This is a genomic window from Dyadobacter sp. CECT 9275 (genome assembly GCF_907164905.1).
Taxonomy (GTDB): domain Bacteria; phylum Bacteroidota; class Bacteroidia; order Cytophagales; family Spirosomataceae; genus Dyadobacter; species Dyadobacter helix.
The window spans coordinates 1,044,357-1,067,277 of the sequence record NZ_CAJRAF010000002.1 but is presented as its reverse complement, the minus strand read 5'-3'; the positions used below and the strand labels follow the sequence as shown (position 1 = coordinate 1,067,277).

Below are 22,921 nucleotides of genomic sequence, written 5' to 3'. Positions count from 1 at the left end.
CTTCGTACAATACTTTTCCAGATTTATAAATGAAACACAAATCTCTATTATCAGTCCTTTGCTGTGGCATGATACTGGGTACCACCCAGGCTCTGCCACTCGCCGCGCAGGTTTTGGCCTATACCTCCCAGCGGAGCAAACCGGCTGTGGCAAGCGAGCCGGCAACGCAGATGAAGCTTGTGGACGCACTAATCCATCTGAAAAAACACTATAAAGCGGATATCCTTTTTGAAGAAAGTATGATGAGCGATGTGGTGGTCACGAATTTTAATCTTGACAAAAACCGTTCAGCAGAATATAACATCGAGCAATTACTCAAACACACTAACCTCGTGCTTCGGAAAGTTCGCGATAATGCGTACATGATTTTGCCGCGCAGACCGCAGATAGCACCTATCAGCGCTCCGCAGCCAACGGGGACAATCAATGGTCAGGCGGAAATCAGAGCGAAAGTGGCTGATATGCTGATCAAAGGTACCGTAACAGACGCAACAGGTGAAGGCTTGCCGGGTGTGAACGTATTGGTAAAAGGCACGGCCATTGGTACCAATACCGATGTAAACGGCAAGTACGAAATCAATGTACCTGCGGCAGAATCTGTGCTGATATTCAGCTCGATCGGCTTCCAGAAACAGGAAATCATTGTTGGGCAGCGGAATATCGTGGATGTAAAACTGGCCACTGAAACCGCAACCCTGGACGAGGTGGTCGTGACGGCCCTGGGTATCAAACGGGAGAAAAAAGCGCTGGGGTACTCGATCTCAGAAGTGAAAGGCGAAGAGCTGACCCAGGCACGCTCGACCAACATTGCCAATAGCCTGGTGGGTAAAGTGGCCGGTTTGAACATTTCCAGCACCGCAACCGGGCCAAGCGGTTCGTCCCGTATCGTCATCCGAGGTAACGGTTCTATTTCAGGAAATAACCAGCCGCTGATCATCGTGGACGGGATTCCGATCAACAACGACAATCTTGGCAGCGTGGCCATCGGGGCCAACCGCGACGGGTCCTGGACCGGCTCAGACCGCGGAGATGGTATTTCCTCCCTGAATCCTGACGAGATCGAGAGTATCAGCGTGTTGAAAGGGGCTACTGCGGCCGCCCTGTACGGTTCGCGTGCATCAAACGGTGCCATTCTCGTGACAACAAAAGGCGGAAAAGCGGACAAGGGAATCGGTGTGGAAGTCAATAGCAATTTTCTTGCGGAAGATTTGCTTTTCAAGACCTATAAAGACTACCAGTACGAATACGGGCTGGGATCCAATGGCGTAAAACCAACCACGGTGGCGCAAACTGCCACGCGCAACAGCTTCGGTGGCCGGCTGGATGGCAGCAATGCCATGAGTTATGACGGTGTGGAGCGACCCTATGTGGCTGCCAAAAACAACCTGCGTGATTTCTACAACGTCGGAACGACTTTTACCAACTCCATCGCATTGACCGGCGCTACGGAGAAAGTGACCTACCGCCTTTCGATGAATGACCTGAATAACAAAGGTGTTTTGCCGAACAATACACTTCGCAGAAATAATTTCGCGCTTAATACGAATGGCAACCTCGGCAAAAATCTGTCGTTTGTGGCCAATGTGAAGTATATCAACGAACGTAACCATAACCGTCCGCGGGTGAACGACTCCCCAGGGAACGCCAACTTTACGATGTACGTGCTGCCGACATCCCTGAACGTGGACGTGTTGAAAAATGCGCAAACCAACGCAGCCGGAAACGAAATCGTTTGGTCTGACAATCAGTATACCCAAAACCCGTATTTTGCCACGGAGAAGTTTCAGCAGGACGATCATAAGAAGCGTGTGATCGCTTCGTTTGAGCCAAAGTACAATGTCACGGACTGGCTTTATCTGAAAGGTCGTATCGGTTTCGACAATTTTAATTACCGTTACAAAGCCATTGAGCCCTACGGAACCGGTTATGTGCTGAGAGGAAGTTATACCTCGTCGCTGCGTGATTTTACCGAAATCAACAAGGAACTGATGGCGGGTATCAACAAGAAGTTTGGAGAGAAATATGCCCTGAATGTGTTCGTGGGCGGTAACATGATGAAGCAGGTAACGGAGTTGAACGACGTGTCGGCAAACAACAGTTTCAATATTCCCTTCTTTTATGATGTGTCCAATATCGACCCTGCTGCACGTACAGTAACGGAGGCATACATTGAAAAGCGCATCAATTCCGTATACGGATCAGCAGAATTTTCCTACAACAATTACTTTTTTGTGACAGCTACGGCGCGTAATGACTGGTTTTCGACACTTGCCAAAGGCAAGAACAGTATATTCTATCCGTCGTTTGGTGTGAGCTTTGTGGCTTCCGAAGCCTTTACCATGCCCGCCGCCATCAACTTTCTGAAATTCAGAGGATCGTGGGCGCAGGCTGGCGGCGATACAGATCCTTACAACCTCTCACTGTATTATTCGCTGAGTGGCGCGCACCTGGGTTCTGCCCTGGCACAGATCAACGGTACTAGAGTACCCAACAGCGGTTTGCAGCCGCTTACTTCTACCGTATCCGAGATAGGTCTGGAAACGAAGTTGTTCAACAACCTGCTCAATATTGATCTGGCGTTGTATGACCGCAAGACGACCAACGACATCGTCAGCGCTACGATTTCTCAGACGTCTGGTTACACCAGTGCGCTGTTTAACGTCGGTGCCATCCGCAACCGCGGTGTGGAGCTTTTGCTGAGCAGCACGATCATCAATAACAAGAAATTTACCTGGGATGCGAGCTTCAATATGGGCTTTAACGACAGCGAGGTTCAGAAACTGTATGGCGACCTGCAAACACTGCGTGTAGACCAGTCGCGTCCTGGATCTTCGTTCATCCATCAGGATATCGGCAAGTCGTACAGCCGTATCAAAGGGTACGATTTCAAGCGGGACGCCAACGGAAACATCGTGTATAATTCGCAGGGGCTTGCACTGGCGGGCGACATCAAGGATTTCGGGTCAGGCGTTTCGCCTTATACCCTGGGCCTGAACAACTCTTTTAGTTACAAGGGTATCACCATGAGTGTGCTCGTCGATGGTAAGTTTGGCGGTTATATTTATTCGGGTACCAACGCACTGGCCTATCGTTTCGGTTTGCACAAAGAGACTTTGGAAGGACGCGAGGGAGGTGTGACCGGTGCGGGTGTGACCCAAAGCGGCGAAATAAATACCGCCAAGGCCCGGGCTCAGGCTTATTACAGTAACTGGTATTCGGCTATCGCAACACCATTTGTATACAAATCGGATTTTATCAAGCTCCGTCAGATCATCCTGCAATACACCGTACCGACACGCTTCCTGGGTAAAATGCCATTCAAAGGTGCATCGATTTCCATCGTGGGGCGTAACCTGGCGATCTTAATGAAGAAAGTACCGATTATTGATCCCGAAGCTACTTACAACAACAGTAATGCGCAGGGTGTGGAATTTGCCGGTACGCCGCCAACCCGCTCGTACGGTGTAAACCTCAACCTGAAATTCTGACCAACCTTTTTCAAACAGAGAAATCATGCTTAAAAAAATAACCATATGTCTTGCGTTACTGGCCGGAGCAGGGGCCTGTACCAATGATTTTGACAAAATAAACGTCAACCCGAATGCACCCAGCAACGTGCCGGTGGATTACCTGCTGGGGCAGTCGCAGCTACTGCTGACCGGCTCGGCAAGCGGGCCCGCGTCCAAGGCATGGCGTGCTAATTTTGGTTATGCCGCCTGCCTGATCCAGCAGATGTCGTCGATCGACGCCACGTTTTACAAAGGCAGCTTTTATACCTTTTTAGGGGAGATCAATTCCGCGTTTTTTGATAACTCCTACACGTATGCGGTGAAGAGTATGGTGAACCTGATCGAAGAGGCGAAAAAGGAGCCGAGGTATGTCAATGTCCTGTCGATGGCGCGTATTATCAAGGTGATGGAGTTTTCGCGGACCACCGATTTGTACGGAGACATCCCGTATTTCGACGCAGGTAAAGGTTTCATTGACGGCAATTTCGCACCCAAGTACGATGCGCAGCAGGCCATTTATATGGATATGCTGAAAGACCTGGAAGAAGCCGGTAATGCTTTTGACGCCAGTCAGTACATCCCCGCAGCCGCCGATTATATATATGGGGGTGATCTGAATAAATGGAAACGGGCAGCGAATACGCTGATGCTTCGTCTTGCCATGCGTATCCAGAAAGCAGATGCAGCCAATGCGCAACTGTGGGCGAAAAAAGCGATCGACCGCGGGTTGATCACCGGCAATGACGAAACGATTGCAGTGAAATTCGCCAACACGGGTGCAGAGATCAACTCCAACCCCAACTCCTGGATTCTGGGCCCGAGCGGATCGAATGTGACCAACATCGCTAATGCGGGGGTGCAATGGGGTAAAACGCTGATCGATATGATGAAAACCCGCCAGGATCCGCGCCTGCCGGTGATCGCGATGTTGAAAGGCGGTAATAATACGCCCAGCGCCCAGCGTGGATTACCCAATGCCACCGATGCGGTAGGATTGGCTGCGCTGGAAGAAAAAAACCTGGACAACTACTCCCGGCCGACTGCCAATGTCATGGCTATTTCGCTGCCATGGATTTATATGAGCTACGCCGAGGCGCAGCTTCTGAAAGCTGAGGCGATTGAGCGTACCTGGGCTACGGGCTCGGCCAAAGCTGCTTTTGAGGCGGGACAAGCCGCGGCGTTGTCGCAGATGTCCGTTGCGGGCGGGAACATCACAAGTGCACAAATAGCGTCGTATGCTGCCAAGAACCCATACCCTGAAGCAGGCACCCTGGAGGCAAAAATGAACGCCATTCATACGGAGGTATATTTGCTGTCGGCCAGTACTTTTAACCACATTGAGGGCTGGGCCAACTGGCGTCGTACAGGCTACCCGGTACTTACGCCGGTGAATTACCTGGGCAATGATACCAACGGACAAATACCGCGCAGGCTGCGTTACCCGCTCAGCGAGGAAGGGATCAATCCTAACTTCAAAGATGCCATCAGCCGCCAGGGGGCGGACGTGTTCATGACCAGGATTTGGTGGGATAAAAACTGATCGCATGGAGCCATCACGCAGAAGATTTATCAGGGACAGTGCCGCGCTGGCGGCGCTGTCCGTTTCCGGGAACAATACCATCGCGCAACCTTCCAAAGAGGCTGTTGCGTTTGTGAAGGACGGCGGCATGCAATTCTGCCTTGCCCATTTTTTCGGGATGAACAAGCAACGCATCGAGCTGTCGAAGCAGATGGAGGTACTCGGTGCCGTGGGCGGTATTAATCCGAAAATGGTGGGTTTGAACAATGTCAAAAACTTTGCTTACGAGGCGGTTGCAGCTGTACGTGACGCTTGGAAAAACGAGGGACTTACCTTTCGTGTGGTGGAGGGGCCGCCCGCTTTATATGAAAAGACAAAACTGGGGTTGGCCGGTCGGGATGAGGAGATCGGGAATTTTATCCAGCTGATTAAAAATCTCTCAAAAGCAGGGATCGACACCATTTGCTACAACTGGATGCCGGTGATCAGCTGGGCACGTACTACGCTGGACAGGCCGTCGCGTGGAGGTGCGTTGGTGAGCGCGTTTGACTATGAAGACGTCAAAAACAAACCGCTGACCGAGTTCGGGGATTTTACCAAGGAGAACATGTGGAAGAATCTCGAATACTTTTTGAAAGCAGTCGTCCCCGAAGCGGAAAAGGCAGGTGTGAAACTGGCACTACACCCGGACGATCCGCCGGTAGACAAAATCCAGGGCATTCCGCGCATCATGACTTCGGCCGATGCATTCAAAAGACTGATCGAGATTGTACCGAGCCCGAGTAACGGGATCACGTTGTGTCAGGGTACATTTGCCACGATGGGAGAAGATATTCCGTCGGTGATCAAATACTTCGGAAGCCGGAAGAAAATACATTTCGTTCATTTCAGGGATGTCCGCGGCGATCGGAATAATTTCGAAGAAACCTTCCACGACGACGGCAAAACGGATATGCATGAAGCGATGAAAACCTACTACGAAATGGGTTTCCGAGGCCCCATGCGGCCTGATCATACCCCCACCATGTACGGCGATACCAACGAACACCCGGGCTATAGCAACATCAGCACGCTTTTCGCGATCGGCTACATGCGCGGACTGATTGAAGGGATCGTGAAGAAAAAATAGCCAGAACCGCAATTTGGAATGCCTGATGGGTTATCCTGGTTTCACGATCGAAAGTGAAACTTAAAGTTGGGGGTGTTCTGCGAGAAACACCCCCGGCGGGATTAATGTGCATGCTCGTCACCGGAATTTGTCATCTTGGCCAGCACGAAAAATGCGCCTTTGACCACAATCCGGGTATTGAGGGGGACAGGTTTAAGTAAGGTAATCTCCGTATACCCTATATCGGTAGTACCTTTTGCCACGGGAACTTTCTCAAACGTGACGCTTTGTGCCGTATCCTCACGTCCTGGCTTGTGACTGAGTGTTTCTTCAGAAGGAAGTCCCGATACCATAAAAACGAAATCCTGCCCCTGGTAACTGACGATCGCCTCTGTCGGAACTGCGGGCACTTTGGCTTTTTCAAGACTTACAATGGCTGTTATGTTCATGCCGTCGATCAGGCCTGTTTTTTTGTCCAATACCTTGGCATGTACTGATACAGCCTTGCTTTCACCTTCAAAAGAGGAGCCCAGCGAGAATATCTGCGCGTCAAATTCCCGCCCGGGGGCGTTGGTCAAGGTAAAGTGGATCAGCTGATTTTCCCGCAATTTGGGAAGGTCTTTTTCAAAAACAAAAAGATCCAGATGTAACTGGCTATTGTCTACAATCTCGGCGATGGGCGTGGTAAGATCCACATAACTTCCCAGCTCGGCACTTACACTGCTGACCACGCCGGAGATTGGACTTTTAACCGTTAGGGTGGATATCAGTTTTCCACTGTTTAGCTCTGTTGGGTTAATACCCATCAACCGGATTTGCTGGCAGAGTGTGTTCTTCCGGGTAATTAAAGTTTGTAATTCTGTGTTGGCGGTCTGGAAATTTTTTAATGCCCCGGCATTGTTTTGAGATAATTCTTTCTGACGGTCATATTCCACCTGAGCCAGTTCAAGGCGGGCAATAAGGGCCAGATACTCCTCCTGCGGTTTCATAAAGTCAGGATTGATAACGGAGGCAATGATCTGTCCTTTTCGCACCGCGTCCCCGGGTTGCACCCGTATCGACTGTACTACACCGGCATACAGTGTGTTGATATTGGCCCGGTTTTGGTTAGGAACCCGCAGGGTACCATTGGCTTTGAGCGACGCAGTAAGCTCCTTTTGTTCAATAAGCCCCAGTTCAACACCTATGCTTTTCATCTGCATTTCGGTGAGTATTGCCGTATTTGTATTCTGATGTTGTGCCTCATGATTTTCTGCTTTTGTAGCATGCGCTTCTTTTTCGTTCGGAACCTCTTCCGAAGTTTTTTTCTCTACACAAGATGCCAGCCAGAGTACTGATAGGAGCAAATGTGCGATAATGATTCGCTTTTTCATTTCTTATTGATTCAAAAAATAGTTGAACTGAACGACCGATTGATTGTAGGCATGAAGGCTTTCCAGGTAATTACGCCTGATGTCGATGGCCAGGGTGAGGAATTGCGAAAGCGTTGCAAAGCCAGTTTCCCCCAGGCGGTAAGCAAGCGTCGCAGAGCGGATGATCTCGCTGGCCTGGGCAAGCCCCGTCTGCTCATAGTAAGTGAGCAATGTCTGGTTTTTCAGAACTTCCTCTTGTGCCTGGGCCCGTTGCGTACCGTAAAGTTGTTCGCTGTAGGTAAGTTGGGCCTGCTGTACGCTGACCTCCGCCTGCGCAGCCTTTACCCGGTTATGGTAAGCGCCCGCACCCAATATAGGGAAGGCGGCCGTTACTGAAAAGCCTGTGAAGGGATCGTTTAGGCCGTATAGTCGCTGACTAAAAAAACGGCCGGAGAAATCGGGTTTGTTCTCGTTTTTTGCCACCGACACGCCTGCATCCGCAATGGCGACATGCTGTTTTTGCAGTTGCACCATGGGATGTAAGCCTTCCTGCACGGGTACGGGCATTGGCAATTTCTGAAGGGAGCTGTCAGGGGGTAGAAAGGCGGTATTTGTGTTCAGGAGTTGCATCAGCGCCCTTTGTTGTATCCGGATATCCGTGTTTGTCTGATGGATAAGTGCCTGGAGCTCTTTGGATCGTGCGTCGGCAGCGATGCTGTCCAGGCCTGGTACATCACCTTTGCGCGCCCGGATCAGGGCAGTTTCCCGGAGGGTAATATAAATGCTGTCCAATGCTTTGAACAGCTTTTGCCTGTCCTGCAGATACCATAGCTGATAAAACACGCTCCGCACGTCACGGCGTACGTTGGTACTGATCAAGGCGCCATTTGTCTGCGTCGCTTCCCGTTGCTGCTGGTACAGGTTACGCTGCGCTTTGTAAATACCGGGCCAGGGGATGCTCTGTGAAACACCAATTTTCAGGATACCCCTGCTATCGGTAGGGCGGAGGTCTTCATTTTCGGCAAAAAAGCCTGTTTTGGGCATCAGCCCTGTGCTTTTAATTTGCAATTCGCTCTGCCGGACGGCCTGTTTGTTTACTTCTAATTCCAGGTTATCTTTTGTCAAATCCATAAGCTGGCTGATGCTGACCCTCTTTGTCACAGGAAAATCATCCTGAGCGCTGGCACCACCTGTTGTAAACAGGAGCAGGCTAAGTACCGCTGCCATCGCCCCGGTACGGCCTTTTACCGGTTTGGAAAAAAGGATGTACAGCAATGGAAGTACCACGAGTGTCAGGAAGGTGGCAGTCATCAGTCCTCCGATCACTACAGTAGCCAGTGGCTTCTGTACCTCAGCGCCCGCACCAGTAGACAAAGCCATGGGTATAAAGCCCAGTGATGCTACGGTGGCCGTCATCAGGACCGGCCTGAGCCTGATTTTGGTACCTTCCAGTACCCGCGGAACCAGATCATGAAAACCGGTTTTTTCCAGCTGATTAAAGGTGCTGATCAGTACAATACCGTTCAGGACTGCCACGCCGAAGAGCGCAATAAAACCGACCCCGGCCGAGATACTGAACGGCATTCCTCTGAGTAATAATGCGAATATACCGCCGATCGCGCTCATTGGAATGGCTGTGTAGATCAGCAGTGATTCTTTGAAAGAACCGAATGTGAAATAGAGCAGGACAAAAATCAGGGCTAATGCAATGGGTACAGCGATTTGCAGGCGAGAGGTAGCCTTTTGCAGGTTTTCAAATGTTCCACCATAAGTATAGTAATAACTGATGGGTAACAGCCGGGCGCCTGTTAATTTGCCCTGTATATCCTGTACTACACTTTGTACATCCCTGCCACGTACATTGAAACCAATTACAATGCGCCGTTTGCCGTCTTCGCGGCTGATTTGCGCCGGGCCTTCCTTGAATGAAATGGTAGCTACTTGCGAGAGCGGGATCTGCGTGCCGTCGGTCATGGCAACGAACAGATCACTGACGTCATTGATCGACGAGCGGTTGGCACTGTCGAGCCTGACGACCAGGTCGAATTTTCGCTCGTTTTCAAATACTACCCCCGCGGCTTCTCCGGCAAAGGCAGTACGCACGGTCCTGTTAATGTCTTCTATATTCATACCATAACCGGCGATCTTGGCGCGGTCGTACTCGATGGTGATCTGGGGAAGTCCGGTGGTCCGCTCGATCTGCGGCTCAGTAACACCTTCAATATTCTGTATGATCTGTGCCACTTTGGGTGCAATGGCGGCCAGGGTGTCAATGTTTTCACCAAAAATCTTGATGGCCACATCCTGGCGCACCCCGGTCATTAATTCGTTGAATCTCATCTGGATGGGTTGGTTTGCTTCGAAAAAGACGCCCGGGATCACTTCCAGTTTCTCCTCAATTTCAGAGGCAAGCTCGCTGTAACTTTTGGCACGAGCCCAGGTATCCTTGGGGTTGAGTACGATCATCAGGTCCGTTGCTTCGGGTGGCATAGGGTCGGTGGGGACTTCGGCGCTCCCGGTTTTGCCCACGACCATTTTTACTTCCGGAAATGTTTTGATAATCCGGCTGGCCTGCATGGAGGTTTCAACGCTTTGCGAAAGAGAAGTACCCTGGGGCAGAATACAGTGAAAGGCAAAATCACCTTCTTCCAGCTGCGGAATAAATTCTCCTCCCATTTTGGAAAATAGGAAAACCGAAACACCAAACACCACCACTGTGGCTGAGATAATCACTATCCGGAAACGGATCGCCCACAATAGTACAGGCTGATAGAGCCTGTGAAAAATCTCCATCATACGGTCCGACAGCGTTTTTTTGCGGGAAATGGTTTTGGGCAAGATCAGTGCGGACATCATTGGAATGTAGGTAAGCGACAAGATCAGCGCACCCAGTATCGCGAAAGAAACGGTCTGCGCCATGGGGCGGAACATTTTTCCTTCAATACCAACAAGGGATAAGATAGGGATGTAAACGATCATGATGATGATTTCGCCAAATGCAGCGCTGCTCCGGATCCTGGACGCCGACTGGAATACTTCCTCGTCCATTTGGTCCTGTGTCAGCCTGGCCGTCCCGCTCCTTAGTGCCAGATGGCGCAAAACTGCCTCTACAATAATAACCGCTCCGTCGACGATCAGACCAAAGTCAATGGCTCCCAGGCTCATGAGGTTGGCCGATACGCCGAATGCGTGCATCATCCCGAGGGCAAACAACATTGCCAGCGGGATTGCAGAGGCTACGATCAGTCCTGCCCGGAGGTTTCCCAGAAATAAAACAAGTACCAGCACAACGATGAGTGCCCCCTCGATCAGGTTGGTTTTGACCGTGCTGATGGCACGGTCAACCAGATTGGTACGGTCCAGGTAAGCTTCAATCTCCACGTCCGCCGGAAGTGATTTTCTGATCGTTTCCAAACGTTCCTTCACGAGTTGCACAACAGCTGCACTGTTAGCACCCTTGAGCATCATTACAATACCGCCTACCACTTCTTTCTCTCCATTGTAGGTTACGGAACCATAACGGACGGCATTGCCCAGACCTACCTCAGCTACATCGCGTATCAGTACCGGAATGCCATTGACGTTTTTGACCACAATATTCCTGATGTCGCTGATGGATGATACTAATCCGATGCCCCTGATGAAATAAGCATTCGGTTTTTTATCAATATAAGCCCCGCCGGTATTCTCATTATTTTTGGCCAGCGCACTGAAAATTTCGGTAATCGTAACGTTCATCCCTTTCAATTTCTGAGGGTTGACGGCTACCTCGTACTGTTTGAGCAGCCCCCCAAAGCTGTTCACTTCGGCCACACCTCGGGTACCATATAACTGCCTGGCCACGATCCAGTCCTGCATGGTACGCAGGTCCATGGCGGTGTATTTGTTTTCTGAGCCTTTTTTGGGGTGGATTACATATTGATAAATCTCGCCCAGGCCTGTACTTACCGGAGCAAGTTCGGGTGTGCCTATTCCTTTCGGAATTTTCCCTTCTGCTTCTTTCAGTTTTTCGCTGATCAGCTGCCGGGCGAAATAGATATCGACATTGTCTTCAAAAACAACCGTGATAACCGAAAGCCCGAAACGCGAAATGGAACGCATCTCAACCAGGTCAGGCAGGTTGGCCATACTTTGTTCGATAGGGTAGGTTACCAGCTGTTCGGTTTCCTGCGCCGCCAATGTGGGGGTGAGGGTTATAACCTGCACCTGGTTGTTGGTAATATCGGGCACTGCGTCTACCGGCAGGTTGGACGCGCTCCATGTGCCCCATACAATAAGCCCCAGCGTAAAAAAGCCGACAATGAGCTTATTGTGGATAGAAAAATGAATGATTTTATCCAGCATTTGAAATATAACTTAAAAAGTGTGCAGACACAGCCAGCCAGTGACCCGTCATAGCGGGCAGAGGCAGACTTAACTGAAATATAGGAAGTTACACCTGGCGGGGAGGCTGCCAGATGAGAGTATGGCCGGTTTGTCCGAAAGAATGGACATAACGGAAAACCAGCTGATCTGTAGAAACAGATTTCGCTAACGGAGGTAATGCGGTAACAACGGGTGGGATACTCACGCAGGAGCAGCAGGCACAAATGCAGAATGGGGAGCAAAAGTCGCCCATCAGCGCCTCCGCGTGGCTGTCTTCGTGAGCCTGGATGGTCGCATGGCTTTCAAAACTGAGTGCAAATGCTTCATCCTGGCAGGGAAAGCAGGATATGAAGCCAATGTAAAACGCCAGTATGACCAGTCCGATCTTCATAAGTGATACAAAAGTACCACTAACAAACGTGCAACAGGTAGTCAAAAAGGAAAAGCTTTTAAATTGTATCCATACGTTTATTCAGGCTTTTTCCACTGGATGATTTTCGGTTTAATCTGTTGTTCAGCGCATGCCACAATCTCTAGTATACGGTTTTGCCGTGTCTCAAGCCGTTTAGCCATTACGAGCCACTGCAGTAAACTACGCCGCTCGGATTTGCTCAATTTCAGGAAAAAAGCGTTTCCGCCGGGTTTGTCTGACAGCGCTTGCTGAAGATCATCCGGAATGACCAGCTCTTCCACATCATCCAGGATGGTCCAGGATCCGTTCCTTTTGGCTATTTCAATGGAATCTAGGCCTGGCTGTGTCATCAGTCCGGCATGGATGAGCCTCTCGACTTTTGCCTTATTGATCTTGGACCAGGTACTATTCGGTTTTCGTCGGCTGAATAATTGCATGTAACGCTCGTTATCTATCCCCCTGGCGGTACTGTCGATCCAGCCAAAACAAAGTGCTTCATCCACCGCATCACTCCAGCTCAGCAGCCTGCCGGAAGCATTCTTTTTATAATAGATAAGCCAAACGGATTTTTCCTGAGCATGATTTTCTTCCAGCCATGCTCTCCATTCATCCCGGTTTACCGGACAAAATCTGATGGTTTCTTTCTCTGTCAATGATCTTTTCATCCTCTGTTGTTTGGTTCATGCAAAGTAAAAGAGTGCAGCTGACAACAGTATGTCAGCTGCATAAAAATGATGTGACAGCCACAATTTGTAGTCTGTTCCGTCATTTTCTATTTGCAACTATGCGGTATCGGATAATACTATGGCAGGAACACAATTCCGGAAATGGCTATCCGGTACCTTGAAGGCTGATCCTGTTCAGCTGCGTGCCGAAAGGAAATGAGGAAGGAGGCCCGCGTACCGTTATAAAAAAATGTTCTGTCTTCCATTGTCTTGTCAATAAGGAAGATACATCGAAAATGATGCACGTAGGTGTCTCATCTTTTAAATTAAAAATACTTTTTAGTATATTTTATTTGCAAATTAAAAATACCTTTTAGTATATTTGCATAGCAAAATAGAAAACAGGAGATGTTAACCAAAGCCGAAAGAACGAAGCAGTTTATATTGGAAAAGGCAGCCCCGCTTTACAACGAAAAGGGTATTTCCGGGGTGAGTATCGATGATGTCCTGGCGGCAACGCAATTGACCAAGGGATGCATTTACGGGCATTTTTCGGGGAAAGAGGATCTTTCGGAGCAGGTTATCGCACATTCTATGAAGAGCCTGACTCAGAAGGTGACTCAGGAAGTTTTGAGACATAGAACCGCGAAGGCTAAGATTCATGCGTTTATGGATTTTTATAAAAACCCGCTCGATACTTACATACCGGGAGGGTGCCCGATTTTTAATTCTGCGGTGGAAGCTGACGATCATTTTCCGGTGATCAAACAGCAGGTGGCGGCTATATTGATGACAGGCCAGGAAAATCTGGCGGGCATATTGCAGCAGGGGATCGAAGCCGGAGAGTTTTCTGCAGAACTGCACCCGGCGCGCTTCGCATTTAAGCTGGTGGCGGCCATAGAGGGAGCAACTGTGCTATGCCGTATCATGGGGACAGTGAAGCCGATGCTGGATATGATCAAAGATCTGAAAGCGGAATTGGGACGGTATGAAAGCTAATTTTTTTTGCACAAAAATAGACTAAAAGGTATATTTTAAGCATTTACAACACAGAAATTAAACATGCGTAATGTTCTTATCAAAAAGGATGCTCAGCTCAAAGCGCCGGATCAGACCACTTTCTACACTTCCGGGCCAAAGGGGTATACCGACTATCCATTTTTAAAACATTAAGGCCGTCGCAAAGCCTGGTGGCGGCTATATCAGAATATTCACAGGCGGGATAACAAATAACAATTGAATCAACATGAAGACAACAGGAAATACCGTATTCATCAGCGGAGGAAGTGCAGGCATTGGCCTGGCCATTGCCAAAAAATTACAGGCCGCAGGTAACAAAATCATCATCAATGGACGTAGCTGGGAACGGCTTCAAAAGGCGTTGGGCGAGCTAAACGGTGCCGAAGCGATACAGGGCGATTTGAGTGTCGAGGCCGATAGAATTCGTATAGCAGATGAACTGAAAACCCAATATCCGGATGTGAACATCATCGTTAACAATGCCGGAGCCGCTTTTGGTTACCTGCTGAGTGAGCAAACCAATGCGTATGAAAAGGCGCAGATCGAAATGAATACCAACTACTTTGCAATCGTCCATTTCAATGAGCTGTTGATTCCCCATCTTTTGCAAAAGGAGGAGGCTGCAATTGTCAACATTTCTTCGCTGGCGGTTTACGGAAGCCACAAATTGCTGCCTACGTACGGAGCCACCAAGGCAGCCTTGCATAGCTACACGGTGGCATTGAGATATACCTACCAGGAACAGGGAAACTTGCAGGTATATGAAGTATACCCTCCGTTGGTCAACACAGAGTTTTCAGCTTATATTGGTGGTGCAAATGGTATTCCGGCGAGTGAAGTTGCCGATGAACTGTTTGCAGGGTTGGCTGGTAATCAGTTCGATATTCCTGTGGGAGAAACCAAAAGGTACGCCGCCGCCGTCGGGGAGGCGATGTCCAAGCTGGCATCTGAGGAAGCAGCCTAGTAGGCAGCGCTGGGCTCGCCGAGGTAGGTGGGGCCGGTTTTCAACGAAGAAAATGAAGATCAGCAATGAATATACAAGGTAAAACCATCCTCATCACCGGCGGGGCGTCGGGTATTGGCCTGGAAGCCGCAAAGCAGTTTTTGCAGCAGGGCGCACGTGTGATCGTCACAGGGCGGAATACGTCCAAGCTGAATACTGCAAAGCAAGACTACCCGTCGCTCGTAACAGTGTGCAGTGATGTATCCAAAGAGGAGGATGCACAGGCCCTTTACGAGAAGGTCAGAGAAATGGGCGGGATTGACATCCTGTACAATAATGCGGGTGTTGGTGTGCCGCCGGTGAACCTGGGCGTAGCAGACAACCGGCACCTGGAAGGAGCCGTGTATGAAATGGAGGTCAACTATTTTGGAGTAATCCGGCTCAATAATCTGTTTATGGAGATGCTCAAATCGCGTCCAGAGGCGGCAATCATTCATACAACTTCCATTCTGAGCATTGTGCCCTCTGTGTTGGAAGCGACCTATTCGGCTTCCAAGACTGCCCTGTCTTTTTACACCAGATCGCTTCGGTCTCATCTGGACGCGATTGGCAGCAGTGTAAAGATTTTTGAACTACTTCCTCCGCTGGTGGATACCGATATGGTTGCCGACAGGCAGGACAAAAAGATAAGTCCGGAAAAATTGGTACGGTCGCTAATCGATGGACTGAAAAAGGACAACTATGTCATTCGTGTAGGTGATTCCCGCGCGATTTATTTTCTGAATCGGCTCGCGCCTGCCATTGCCTACGGCCTGGTAAATCCGAAAAAGCATTACAAGAATATAAAAATACCGTAGTCCTCCTGATCATAGAGATCGGAGCAGATCTGAATCAGGGTTTATATATACTAAGCAAAACCTCTGGAACTTATTAAACAAAAAGAACATGAAAGCGTTTGTGATCAACAAATACGGAAAGCATGAAAAACTGCACCTGACAGATGTGGCAAAGCCCGTGGTGAGGGAAAATGAGGTACTGGTTGAAATCCATGCCGCAGGCCTGAACTTGCTTGACTCCAAGATTAAGGATGGTGAGTTTAAGCTGTTTCTGCCTTATAAATTTCCGCTGGTACTCGGCCACGACGTGGCGGGTGTGGTGGTGGAGGTAGGTAGTGCCGTGAGAAAATTCAAGGTTGGCGACGAGGTGTACGCACGCCCTGCGGATTTTCGGATCGGAACTTTTGCGGAGTACATTGCCATTGACGAAGCAGACGCTGCTTTGAAGCCAGCTAACCTTTCCATGGTGGAGGCTGCCTCCATCCCGCTGGTTGCCCTGACGGTATGGCAGGCATTGGTGGAAAAGGCCCAATTAAAGAAAGGCCAGAAGGCGTTTATCCAGGCTGGCTCCGGCGGCGTTGGTACTATTGCGATCCAGATGGCCAAACATTTAGGACTTGATGTTGCTACCACCACCAGCAGTAAGAACAACGACCTGGTGAAGTCGCTCGGCGCCGATGTGGTGATCGACTACCAGACGGTTGATTTCGAGAACGTGCTGAAAGATTACGATTTTGTGCTGAACAGCCAGGATAACAGTACATTGAAAAAGTCGATCAATATTCTCAAAGCGGGCGGACAGGCCGTATCCATTTCAGGCCCGCCCACTGCCGACTTTGCCAGGCAAGCAGGCTTACCGTGGTTTTTCAAGATTATTCTCTCTCTGATCAGTTTCGGTATTCGCAGAAAAGCCAGCAAGCATGGTGTGCATTATTCCTTTCTGTTTATGGAAGCGAGCGGGAGCCAGTTACAGCAAATTACCAGGCTCATCGAATCTGGAGTGATCAAACCGGTGGTCGACAGAGTGTATCCGTTTGAACAAACAAACCAGGCGCTGCAATACGTGGAAAGTCACCATGCGAAAGGGAAAGTAGTTGTTAAAATGAAGTAAACTATGGCCTTTATTTCCCTGTTTGCCCAGGATTGAATCATGCCGCTTGATACGCTGCCGCCGTTGGCTCATCCTACACGAGCCCCATTTATACAATTCTTGAACGACTGGCTCTGATTGTCACATGGGTTGTTATGCTATATTCGACGGCCGAAGGGGGGGGGCTTCGCAAAGACTTCTTTTCTGACAATTCCATTTTTTATATTCTCCATCTCTTTGACCAGCGTCCGGATGTGATTGTCTGGTATAAGTATCGCTAATTAGCTGAAAAGTTTCTTGCCTGTTCACAGCACATATCGCTGTGCTGAAAAGGTTCTTTAATGGCCTTACTGTCAGAACGTGTGTGGACTAGAGTGGAATTTCAATTATATTCACAAACGAAATACTGAATGGGGAGAGTAAGAAAATAAAAAACCTAAAAATGAAATAATGAGAACAATCAATCTGTGGATCAACTTCAATGGCAATGCCGAAGAAGCATTCACTTTTTACAAATCAGTTTTCGGCGGTGAGTTTACAAAGGTCATTCGCTTCAAAGAGCTGTCGGGTCCTGAATTTCAGGTGGCCGAAAGCGAAGCGAATAAAATCATGTACATTGGTTTACCGATCAGCAAGTATACTGTATTAATCGCCAACGATGTGCCGGCATTTATGGGACGGGTAAACGAAAACGAAAACCGGTCTAAAATACAGGTAAGCACCGAAAGCCGCGAAGAAGCCGACCAGATATTCAGTGGCTTATCAGCAGGAGGGGAGGTTGAAGGGCCTATGGATGACAGCCCCTGGGGTACTTATGCCGGAATGTTCCGGGACAAATATGGTATCGAGTGGATTGTAGAGTTTGACCCGGATCAGGGCGGATCAATTTAACCGAAAGAAGGCGGTCGTTATAGGTGGCGCTTCAGTCATTGCTCGTAATTACTGAAATTTTGGGGTATTGATTTTTTTTGTAACTGATTGAAATTATGCATATTATAGTGAAAATAGATAAGAAAAGTCGGACGAAATTTTCTTGTAGTATGGATTTAGAGGTTGTTGTAGAAAGGCTATGAAAATTAGATCCAATGTCCCTACTCTTTACACTGTATCTCCAACTCTCAATGACAAATCTTGAATACTCAGTGACTTTGAATACATCTACCAGCGGTGCGGAAAGAATTTTTTGAATAAGGATATTTTTTTATTGTTTATCAATAATTTTTTATTATGTTTATGGCATAAATTTAAAATTTTGACCATGACCAAAACAAACAACTTCGTATTTTGGAGCCTATATATGGTGGCTTGGATAATATTTGTCGGGTTGTCTATTGAAGCTGGTGGCTTGGTTGTAAATTTCTTTTTCAGTCTGTTCAACCCCGAATTTGTCCAAAATCTTTATCAAAAACTGGACTTAACTGAAATGTATAAAGACAACAGATTGGCCTTTTTTATAATTTATAGCTTTATTCTATCAATTTCAATTTTGAAAGCCGTCTTATTTTATATAGTTATCAGACTAATGCACACAATGGATTTAATAAAACCGTTCAATACTTTTGTTTCTGACCAAATTTTTAAAATTAGCTATTACACTATTTCAATTGGATTATTCAGTTCCATTGCCAGGCAGATGGCTGAAAGGCTAATACATAGCACTTTTTTTACCGACAGCTTGAACCAATTTTGGACAGACAGTCAGGCCTTTATTTTAATGGGAGCTATAATTTATATTATTGCGACTATTTTCAAGAAAGGAGTGGATATTCAAAATGAAAATGATTTAACTGTATAAGTCGTGGCAATCGTAGTAAATTTGGATGTAATGATGGCCAAGAGAAAGATGTCACTGAACGAACTGTCAGAAAAGGTTGGGCTGACTTTATCGAACCTTTCCATATTAAAAACAGGAAAAGCAAAGGCAATTAGATTTAGCACATTGGAGACAATTTGCAATGTATTGCAATGCCAGCCCGGTGATATTTTGGAATATGTTAGTGATGCACAGAAAGCCACAAATCGCTAACAGCGGTTTGGCAAAACCTTTCTGTACTAATGGAAAAGTCCTGATCAACAAATGAAATTCACCTTCAAGATGGCTAAAAAGTATAACGAACTGTCAGAAAAATATGACGCTGAGACAGATAAGTCGTATTGGATGGCCTAAAGGCTTATCTGGAGCATCATATTAAACTGAATTTGATTGGTGATAAATTTCCCGGCGAAATTAGTAACCAGGGACAATAGACTTATACTTAGGGTGAAATATCATATTCCAGGCGTGAGCAGTACCCGTTCGCGCTTGGAGTCAATTGAGATAATACCATCATCGCAGAATGAAAGACATTGAAATTAAAAGAGTAGGGCTTGACGATGTTGACGAGCTACAAAGAATTAGTAAACTAACATTTTACGAAACATTTGCAGCTGAAAATTCAGAAGAAAATATGTCTCAATATTTAGAAAATGGATTTTCTGTTGAGAAACTATCTGCTGAACTTACAGACAAAGATGCGGAGTTCTATTTTGCGGTACTCGGCAGCCATGTGGTTGGCTATTTAAAATTGAACTTCGGACAGTCGCAAACAGAATTACAGGATGACAAATCGCTTGAAATTGAACGTATTTATGTTTTGAAGGAGTTTCAGGGAAAAAGTGTTGGGCAAATACTATATAACAAGGCCATTGATGTTGCAAGACATAAGAACGCCGATTATGTTTGGCTTGGCGTTTGGGAAATGAATCCAAGAGCTATCAGATTTTATAAAAAGAATGGTTTCGTTGCGTTTGATAAACATATTTTTAAGCTGGGTGCAGACGAGCAAACGGATATTATGATGAGATTTAAATTAGCAGAATAAAAGACAAGCGCACATATTTTTACTTTAAAGTAAAGGCCAAACGGATCTGTATAATATTATGGTGTCTTAAATATATAGTTTGCCTTTTCCTGTTCTTTTGAAAAGCCAAGGTAAGTTAACCTAAGGAGATATTGTAAATTTCACGGGCAAGTACAGTATTTTAAGAGAGTATGGTTATCCAAGAACAACTGCGATTAGAATCAGTCGATTCATTCTTACAAATTGACTTTGTGAGAAGGGAATTCCAGGAGATCGTTGAGCTGGCCTCAAAGTTATGTGATAAACCAGTTGCGTTGATTACCCTTCTTGGTCGAGATGAAAACTGGATTAAGGTAAGAACCGGGGTCGATGCGGAGGTAATGCCACGCAAAACATCCTTCTGCCAGTATGCTATCCTGGATAATGATCTTATGGTTGTCGAAGATGCAACTAAGGATGAACGTTTCTTCGAAAATGAACTTGTTGTAAATGATCCAAATTTACGCTTTTACGCTGGTGCACCATTAACACTTGGCAATGGGCAGAATGTTGGGACTCTTTGCTTATTTGATTTTAAGCCCGGTCATCTGAAGGTAATACAGAGAGAAACATTATTGACGCTGGCTAGGCAGATCGTGTATTTAATGGAATTGGAACTGAGTCAAAAAATTCTTAAAGTACAATTGGAGGAAATCCAGACAAAGAATGAGTCACTTAGGAAAATTGCATTCATACAATCTCATAGCATCCGCCAACCACTATCATCTATCATGGGACTTGTGGAGCTTGTCCGAAGTGGCTTTCAGACAGTAGATGCGGAATGGATTGAGATGATAAGGGAAGCAACCCGTCTTCTGGATAGTCGCATTCGTGATATTGTTCATGAAACACTTGGGCAGAAGGACATTAAAGCGCTCCGTTTCAGCAAAATGGTTGAAGAAATTGAAGATTACGCAATCCTATTGTTAGACCGCAATGGAAATATAGAAAACTGGAACAAAGGTGCAGAAATATTGAAAGGTTATAAAGCAAACGAAATCATTGGAAAGAATTTCAGTATTTTTTATACCATTGAGGATAGAGAAGACAACCTGCCAGAAAAACTTATTGCCACCGCAGAGAAGATTGGCTTTGCAAAAAGTGAAGGTTTTAGGGTTAGAAAGGATGGATCACTTTTCTGGGGTAGTATATTGATTACTGCTATACACGATGATGAATTAGAAGTTATTGGTTTTACCAAGGTTACAAGATTATTACCCCTGCCAGTGACATAAAATTTACCTTGGAAATTATGATGCTGGATTAATATGTATTGGTTGAGACATGGTCAAGCGCAGTTTTTTTTGTTAATCAGTTAATAATATCTCCCTTGTGATTAGCCAGTCTTTCCCGCCATTTCCGAAGTTCTTCCGGATCCATTCTTTCCCAGTCTGTCACTTCCCCGATTATCCGCAGCGGCGATTGTGACCGGTAGGAGCGTGTGGGGTTTCCCGGAAACTTTTTGTCTGTTACATTGGGATCATTTTCGAAACTTCCTGTTGGTTCAACCACATAAACACGCTCTGAACCTTCGCCTTTCGCCAGGGCTGCGGCAAGTCCTGCCCCATTAACCAGGGCCGTGAAATAGATGTGATTCATTTTGAGCTCTGGCTTGTAATTAGAATTCTCCCCGGGCGTCAGCAAATCCCCCACCCGAAGGTCCGCTCTTGTCCCATGATAAAAAGGACCTTTGTCTGACGGGTTATCTTTAAACGAAGCCGCTAAGGCATAATGCTCCTCAGCCTTGAGAGGGTTGCCCAGGTCCTCATGGCATTTGGCAATGTTTAAATATAGGAAGGGGAAAGCACTCCGGACCGCGTCGTTATTAAGGTTTAATGCAAACAGCAAAGCCGTTTCCAACCACTTTAATTTATCTGAAGCATTTTTTTGATGCCGTGCTACATAATGTGCAGCAATAAACTTCTCCTGATCGTCCGTTGCTTCGTTCCAGGCCTGAAGAAAAAGTTTGATTGCTTCTTCGGGTTTCCCTTTTTCCTCCATGCCCATTCCCAAAAGGCTCAGTTTGACTACGTTGTTGGAAGGATTGAATTCCATGAGCTGATTGTTTTTTCTGTTAATGACCGTTAGAACGATTTGTTACGGAAAGAGCCGCCGAAGTACTACAGGCAACAGTTAGCTTTGCAAAATACTCACATTTTTCGAAGCAAAGGGGCTCTCAGAAATAATGATGGCTGTTATAAAAAAGTATTCCTTTGCAGGGCAAATATATTAAATCGGCCTTAGAAGCCTGTATGAACAGCCAGGGAATTCTGATCTTTGTAAAATGGACCATTGTTTGAGGATACCTTCAGTACCCTTTTGATTCATGACAGAAAACTCCTTGACAGGGTGCCGGTCTATTTCTATTTTTGCCTTATGCGCACTCAATTGTATGCTATTCTTCCTCAGTTGCAGCCTTACGTCAGGTCTATATGTACCATGGAATGTGACGGAGAAGCAGACTGGAGCCAGGTTCGTGTATTACCCGACGCCTGTGTGGAATTGTTTCTGAACTATACCGACACACCGATTGCAATGATTGCCGGGCAACTTTACAGGCGCAGCATAATTTCCTGTCGCATCAGCCGCCCTGCGGAGGTTCAGATGCGTAAAGGTTCTGGCTGTCTCGCTATCTGTTTTCATCCGGGAATGGCATATCCTTTCGTTCAGATGCCTATGTATTTGTTTAAGGATACTACGGTAAACTTTTTTGACATAGGGAATAATATGGCAACGGAATTGGAAGAGAAACTGGCTGACCTCCCGGATCATGAAAAACGGATATCCATGGTACAGGAATTTTTGCTCGCACAATTGAAATACGGGAGACAAGACTTACAGGTGACCTATTGCCTGAATCAGGTACAGCACTCCCACCGTGCCGTTACAGTCAGTAAACTTGCTGCAGAAACCGGCCTCAGCCAACGGCAATTGGTGAGAAAATTTCAGCAGAGCGTCGGCTTATCTCCGAAAGAATATTTGGGCGTTTGCCGTTTCATTAACTCGCTTCAATATCTGGAAAAATATCCCTGTGTTTCGCTGACTGAAGTTGCTTACCTGAGCGGATACTATGATCAGGCACATTTCATACGCGACTATAAGCATTATGCGGGTTGTTCTCCCGGTAAGGTCGCAACCGCAAGCCATATTTTATTTTAATGTCCGATTCGTACAATTCGGGGAAATCCGGAAGACGTAATTTTGACAAAAAAATGACAACAAT

At 47.1% G+C, this 22,921-nt stretch carries 19 protein-coding genes; 14 read left to right on the top strand and 5 right to left on the bottom strand.

Annotated features, from left to right (window positions below; genetic code table 11):
• The first annotated feature begins 29 nt into the window (after positions 1–29).
• Genes KOE27_RS12445 through KOE27_RS12435 form a run of 3 tightly spaced genes read left to right on the top strand, consistent with a single transcriptional unit; the run spans position 30 to position 6,157 of the window.
• A complete protein-coding gene (locus KOE27_RS12445; RefSeq protein WP_229252754.1) occupies positions 30–3,488 on the top strand; it encodes a SusC/RagA family TonB-linked outer membrane protein in 3,459 nt (1,152 codons plus the stop codon).
• A 25-nt stretch (positions 3,489–3,513) separates the two neighbouring features.
• Complete coding sequence (locus KOE27_RS12440) at positions 3,514–5,049, top strand: SusD/RagB family nutrient-binding outer membrane lipoprotein (protein ID WP_215239205.1); 1,536 nt, start codon at positions 3,514–3,516, stop codon at positions 5,047–5,049.
• A gap of 4 nt (positions 5,050–5,053) precedes the next feature.
• Positions 5,054–6,157: a mannonate dehydratase gene (locus tag KOE27_RS12435; RefSeq protein ID WP_215239204.1), complete on the top strand. Its 1,104-nt coding sequence runs from the start codon at positions 5,054–5,056 to the stop codon at positions 6,155–6,157.
• Between the two features lie 101 nt (positions 6,158–6,258).
• Here the strand turns inward: KOE27_RS12435 and KOE27_RS12430 are convergent, their stop codons facing one another.
• The 4 genes from KOE27_RS12430 to KOE27_RS12415 all read right to left on the bottom strand — a co-directional run bounded on the left by KOE27_RS12430 (position 6,259) and on the right by KOE27_RS12415 (position 12,930).
• Positions 6,259–7,509: an efflux RND transporter periplasmic adaptor subunit gene (locus KOE27_RS12430; protein ID WP_215239203.1), complete on the bottom strand. Its 1,251-nt coding sequence runs from the start codon at positions 7,507–7,509 to the stop codon at positions 6,259–6,261.
• 3 nt (positions 7,510–7,512) lie between these two features.
• Positions 7,513–11,832, bottom strand: coding sequence for a CusA/CzcA family heavy metal efflux RND transporter (locus tag KOE27_RS12425; RefSeq protein WP_215239202.1), 4,320 nt, complete (start codon positions 11,830–11,832; stop codon positions 7,513–7,515).
• Positions 11,833–11,920: 88 nt separating this feature from the next.
• On the bottom strand, positions 11,921–12,244 hold the full coding sequence (locus tag KOE27_RS12420) for a DUF6660 family protein (RefSeq protein WP_215239201.1): 324 nt from the start codon (positions 12,242–12,244) through the stop codon (positions 11,921–11,923).
• A gap of 77 nt (positions 12,245–12,321) precedes the next feature.
• The gene (locus tag KOE27_RS12415; protein WP_229252753.1) at positions 12,322–12,930 is read right to left on the bottom strand and encodes a YdeI/OmpD-associated family protein; all 609 of its coding nucleotides are present in this window, start codon (positions 12,928–12,930) and stop codon (positions 12,322–12,324) included.
• 408 nt (positions 12,931–13,338) lie between these two features.
• Here KOE27_RS12415 and KOE27_RS12410 point away from each other — a divergent pair, with 408 nt between their 5' ends.
• The 10 genes from KOE27_RS12410 to KOE27_RS12370 all read left to right on the top strand — a co-directional run bounded on the left by KOE27_RS12410 (position 13,339) and on the right by KOE27_RS12370 (position 20,933).
• Positions 13,339–13,929: a TetR/AcrR family transcriptional regulator gene (locus KOE27_RS12410; protein ID WP_215239200.1), complete on the top strand. Its 591-nt coding sequence runs from the start codon at positions 13,339–13,341 to the stop codon at positions 13,927–13,929.
• Between the two features lie 247 nt (positions 13,930–14,176).
• Positions 14,177–14,914: an SDR family oxidoreductase gene (locus tag KOE27_RS12405; RefSeq protein ID WP_215239199.1), complete on the top strand. Its 738-nt coding sequence runs from the start codon at positions 14,177–14,179 to the stop codon at positions 14,912–14,914.
• Between the two features lie 65 nt (positions 14,915–14,979).
• A complete protein-coding gene (locus tag KOE27_RS12400) occupies positions 14,980–15,750 on the top strand; it encodes an SDR family oxidoreductase (protein WP_215239198.1) in 771 nt (256 codons plus the stop codon).
• Positions 15,751–15,838: 88 nt separating this feature from the next.
• Positions 15,839–16,840, top strand: a complete 1,002-nt coding sequence (locus KOE27_RS12395) for an NADP-dependent oxidoreductase (RefSeq protein WP_215239197.1) — start codon at positions 15,839–15,841, stop codon at positions 16,838–16,840.
• Between the two features lie 134 nt (positions 16,841–16,974).
• Positions 16,975–17,100 carry a hypothetical protein gene (locus KOE27_RS29850; protein WP_255573762.1) on the top strand — a complete coding sequence of 42 codons (126 nt, stop codon included), beginning with the start codon at positions 16,975–16,977 and terminating at the stop codon, positions 17,098–17,100.
• A gap of 169 nt (positions 17,101–17,269) precedes the next feature.
• On the top strand, positions 17,270–17,710 hold the full coding sequence (locus tag KOE27_RS12390; RefSeq protein ID WP_215239196.1) for a VOC family protein: 441 nt from the start codon (positions 17,270–17,272) through the stop codon (positions 17,708–17,710).
• A 367-nt stretch (positions 17,711–18,077) separates the two neighbouring features.
• Complete coding sequence (locus KOE27_RS12385) at positions 18,078–18,614, top strand: DUF2975 domain-containing protein (RefSeq protein ID WP_215239195.1); 537 nt, start codon at positions 18,078–18,080, stop codon at positions 18,612–18,614.
• Between the two features lie 3 nt (positions 18,615–18,617).
• Positions 18,618–18,845, top strand: coding sequence for a helix-turn-helix domain-containing protein (locus KOE27_RS12380; protein ID WP_215239194.1), 228 nt, complete (start codon positions 18,618–18,620; stop codon positions 18,843–18,845).
• 310 nt (positions 18,846–19,155) lie between these two features.
• The gene (locus KOE27_RS12375; RefSeq protein WP_215239193.1) at positions 19,156–19,680 is read left to right on the top strand and encodes a GNAT family N-acetyltransferase; all 525 of its coding nucleotides are present in this window, start codon (positions 19,156–19,158) and stop codon (positions 19,678–19,680) included.
• Positions 19,681–19,850: 170 nt separating this feature from the next.
• Positions 19,851–20,933 (top strand): PAS domain S-box protein, encoded by a 1,083-nt coding sequence (locus KOE27_RS12370; protein ID WP_215239192.1) that lies wholly within the window; start codon positions 19,851–19,853, stop codon positions 20,931–20,933.
• Between the two features lie 76 nt (positions 20,934–21,009).
• Here the strand turns inward: KOE27_RS12370 and arr are convergent, their stop codons facing one another.
• Positions 21,010–21,459: an NAD(+)--rifampin ADP-ribosyltransferase gene (arr, locus tag KOE27_RS30040; protein ID WP_406566867.1), complete on the bottom strand. Its 450-nt coding sequence runs from the start codon at positions 21,457–21,459 to the stop codon at positions 21,010–21,012.
• A gap of 615 nt (positions 21,460–22,074) precedes the next feature.
• Between arr and KOE27_RS12360 the strand changes: the two genes are divergently transcribed.
• Positions 22,075–22,857 carry an AraC family transcriptional regulator gene (locus tag KOE27_RS12360; RefSeq protein WP_215239191.1) on the top strand — a complete coding sequence of 261 codons (783 nt, stop codon included), beginning with the start codon at positions 22,075–22,077 and terminating at the stop codon, positions 22,855–22,857.
• Positions 22,858–22,921: the final 64 nt, after the last annotated feature.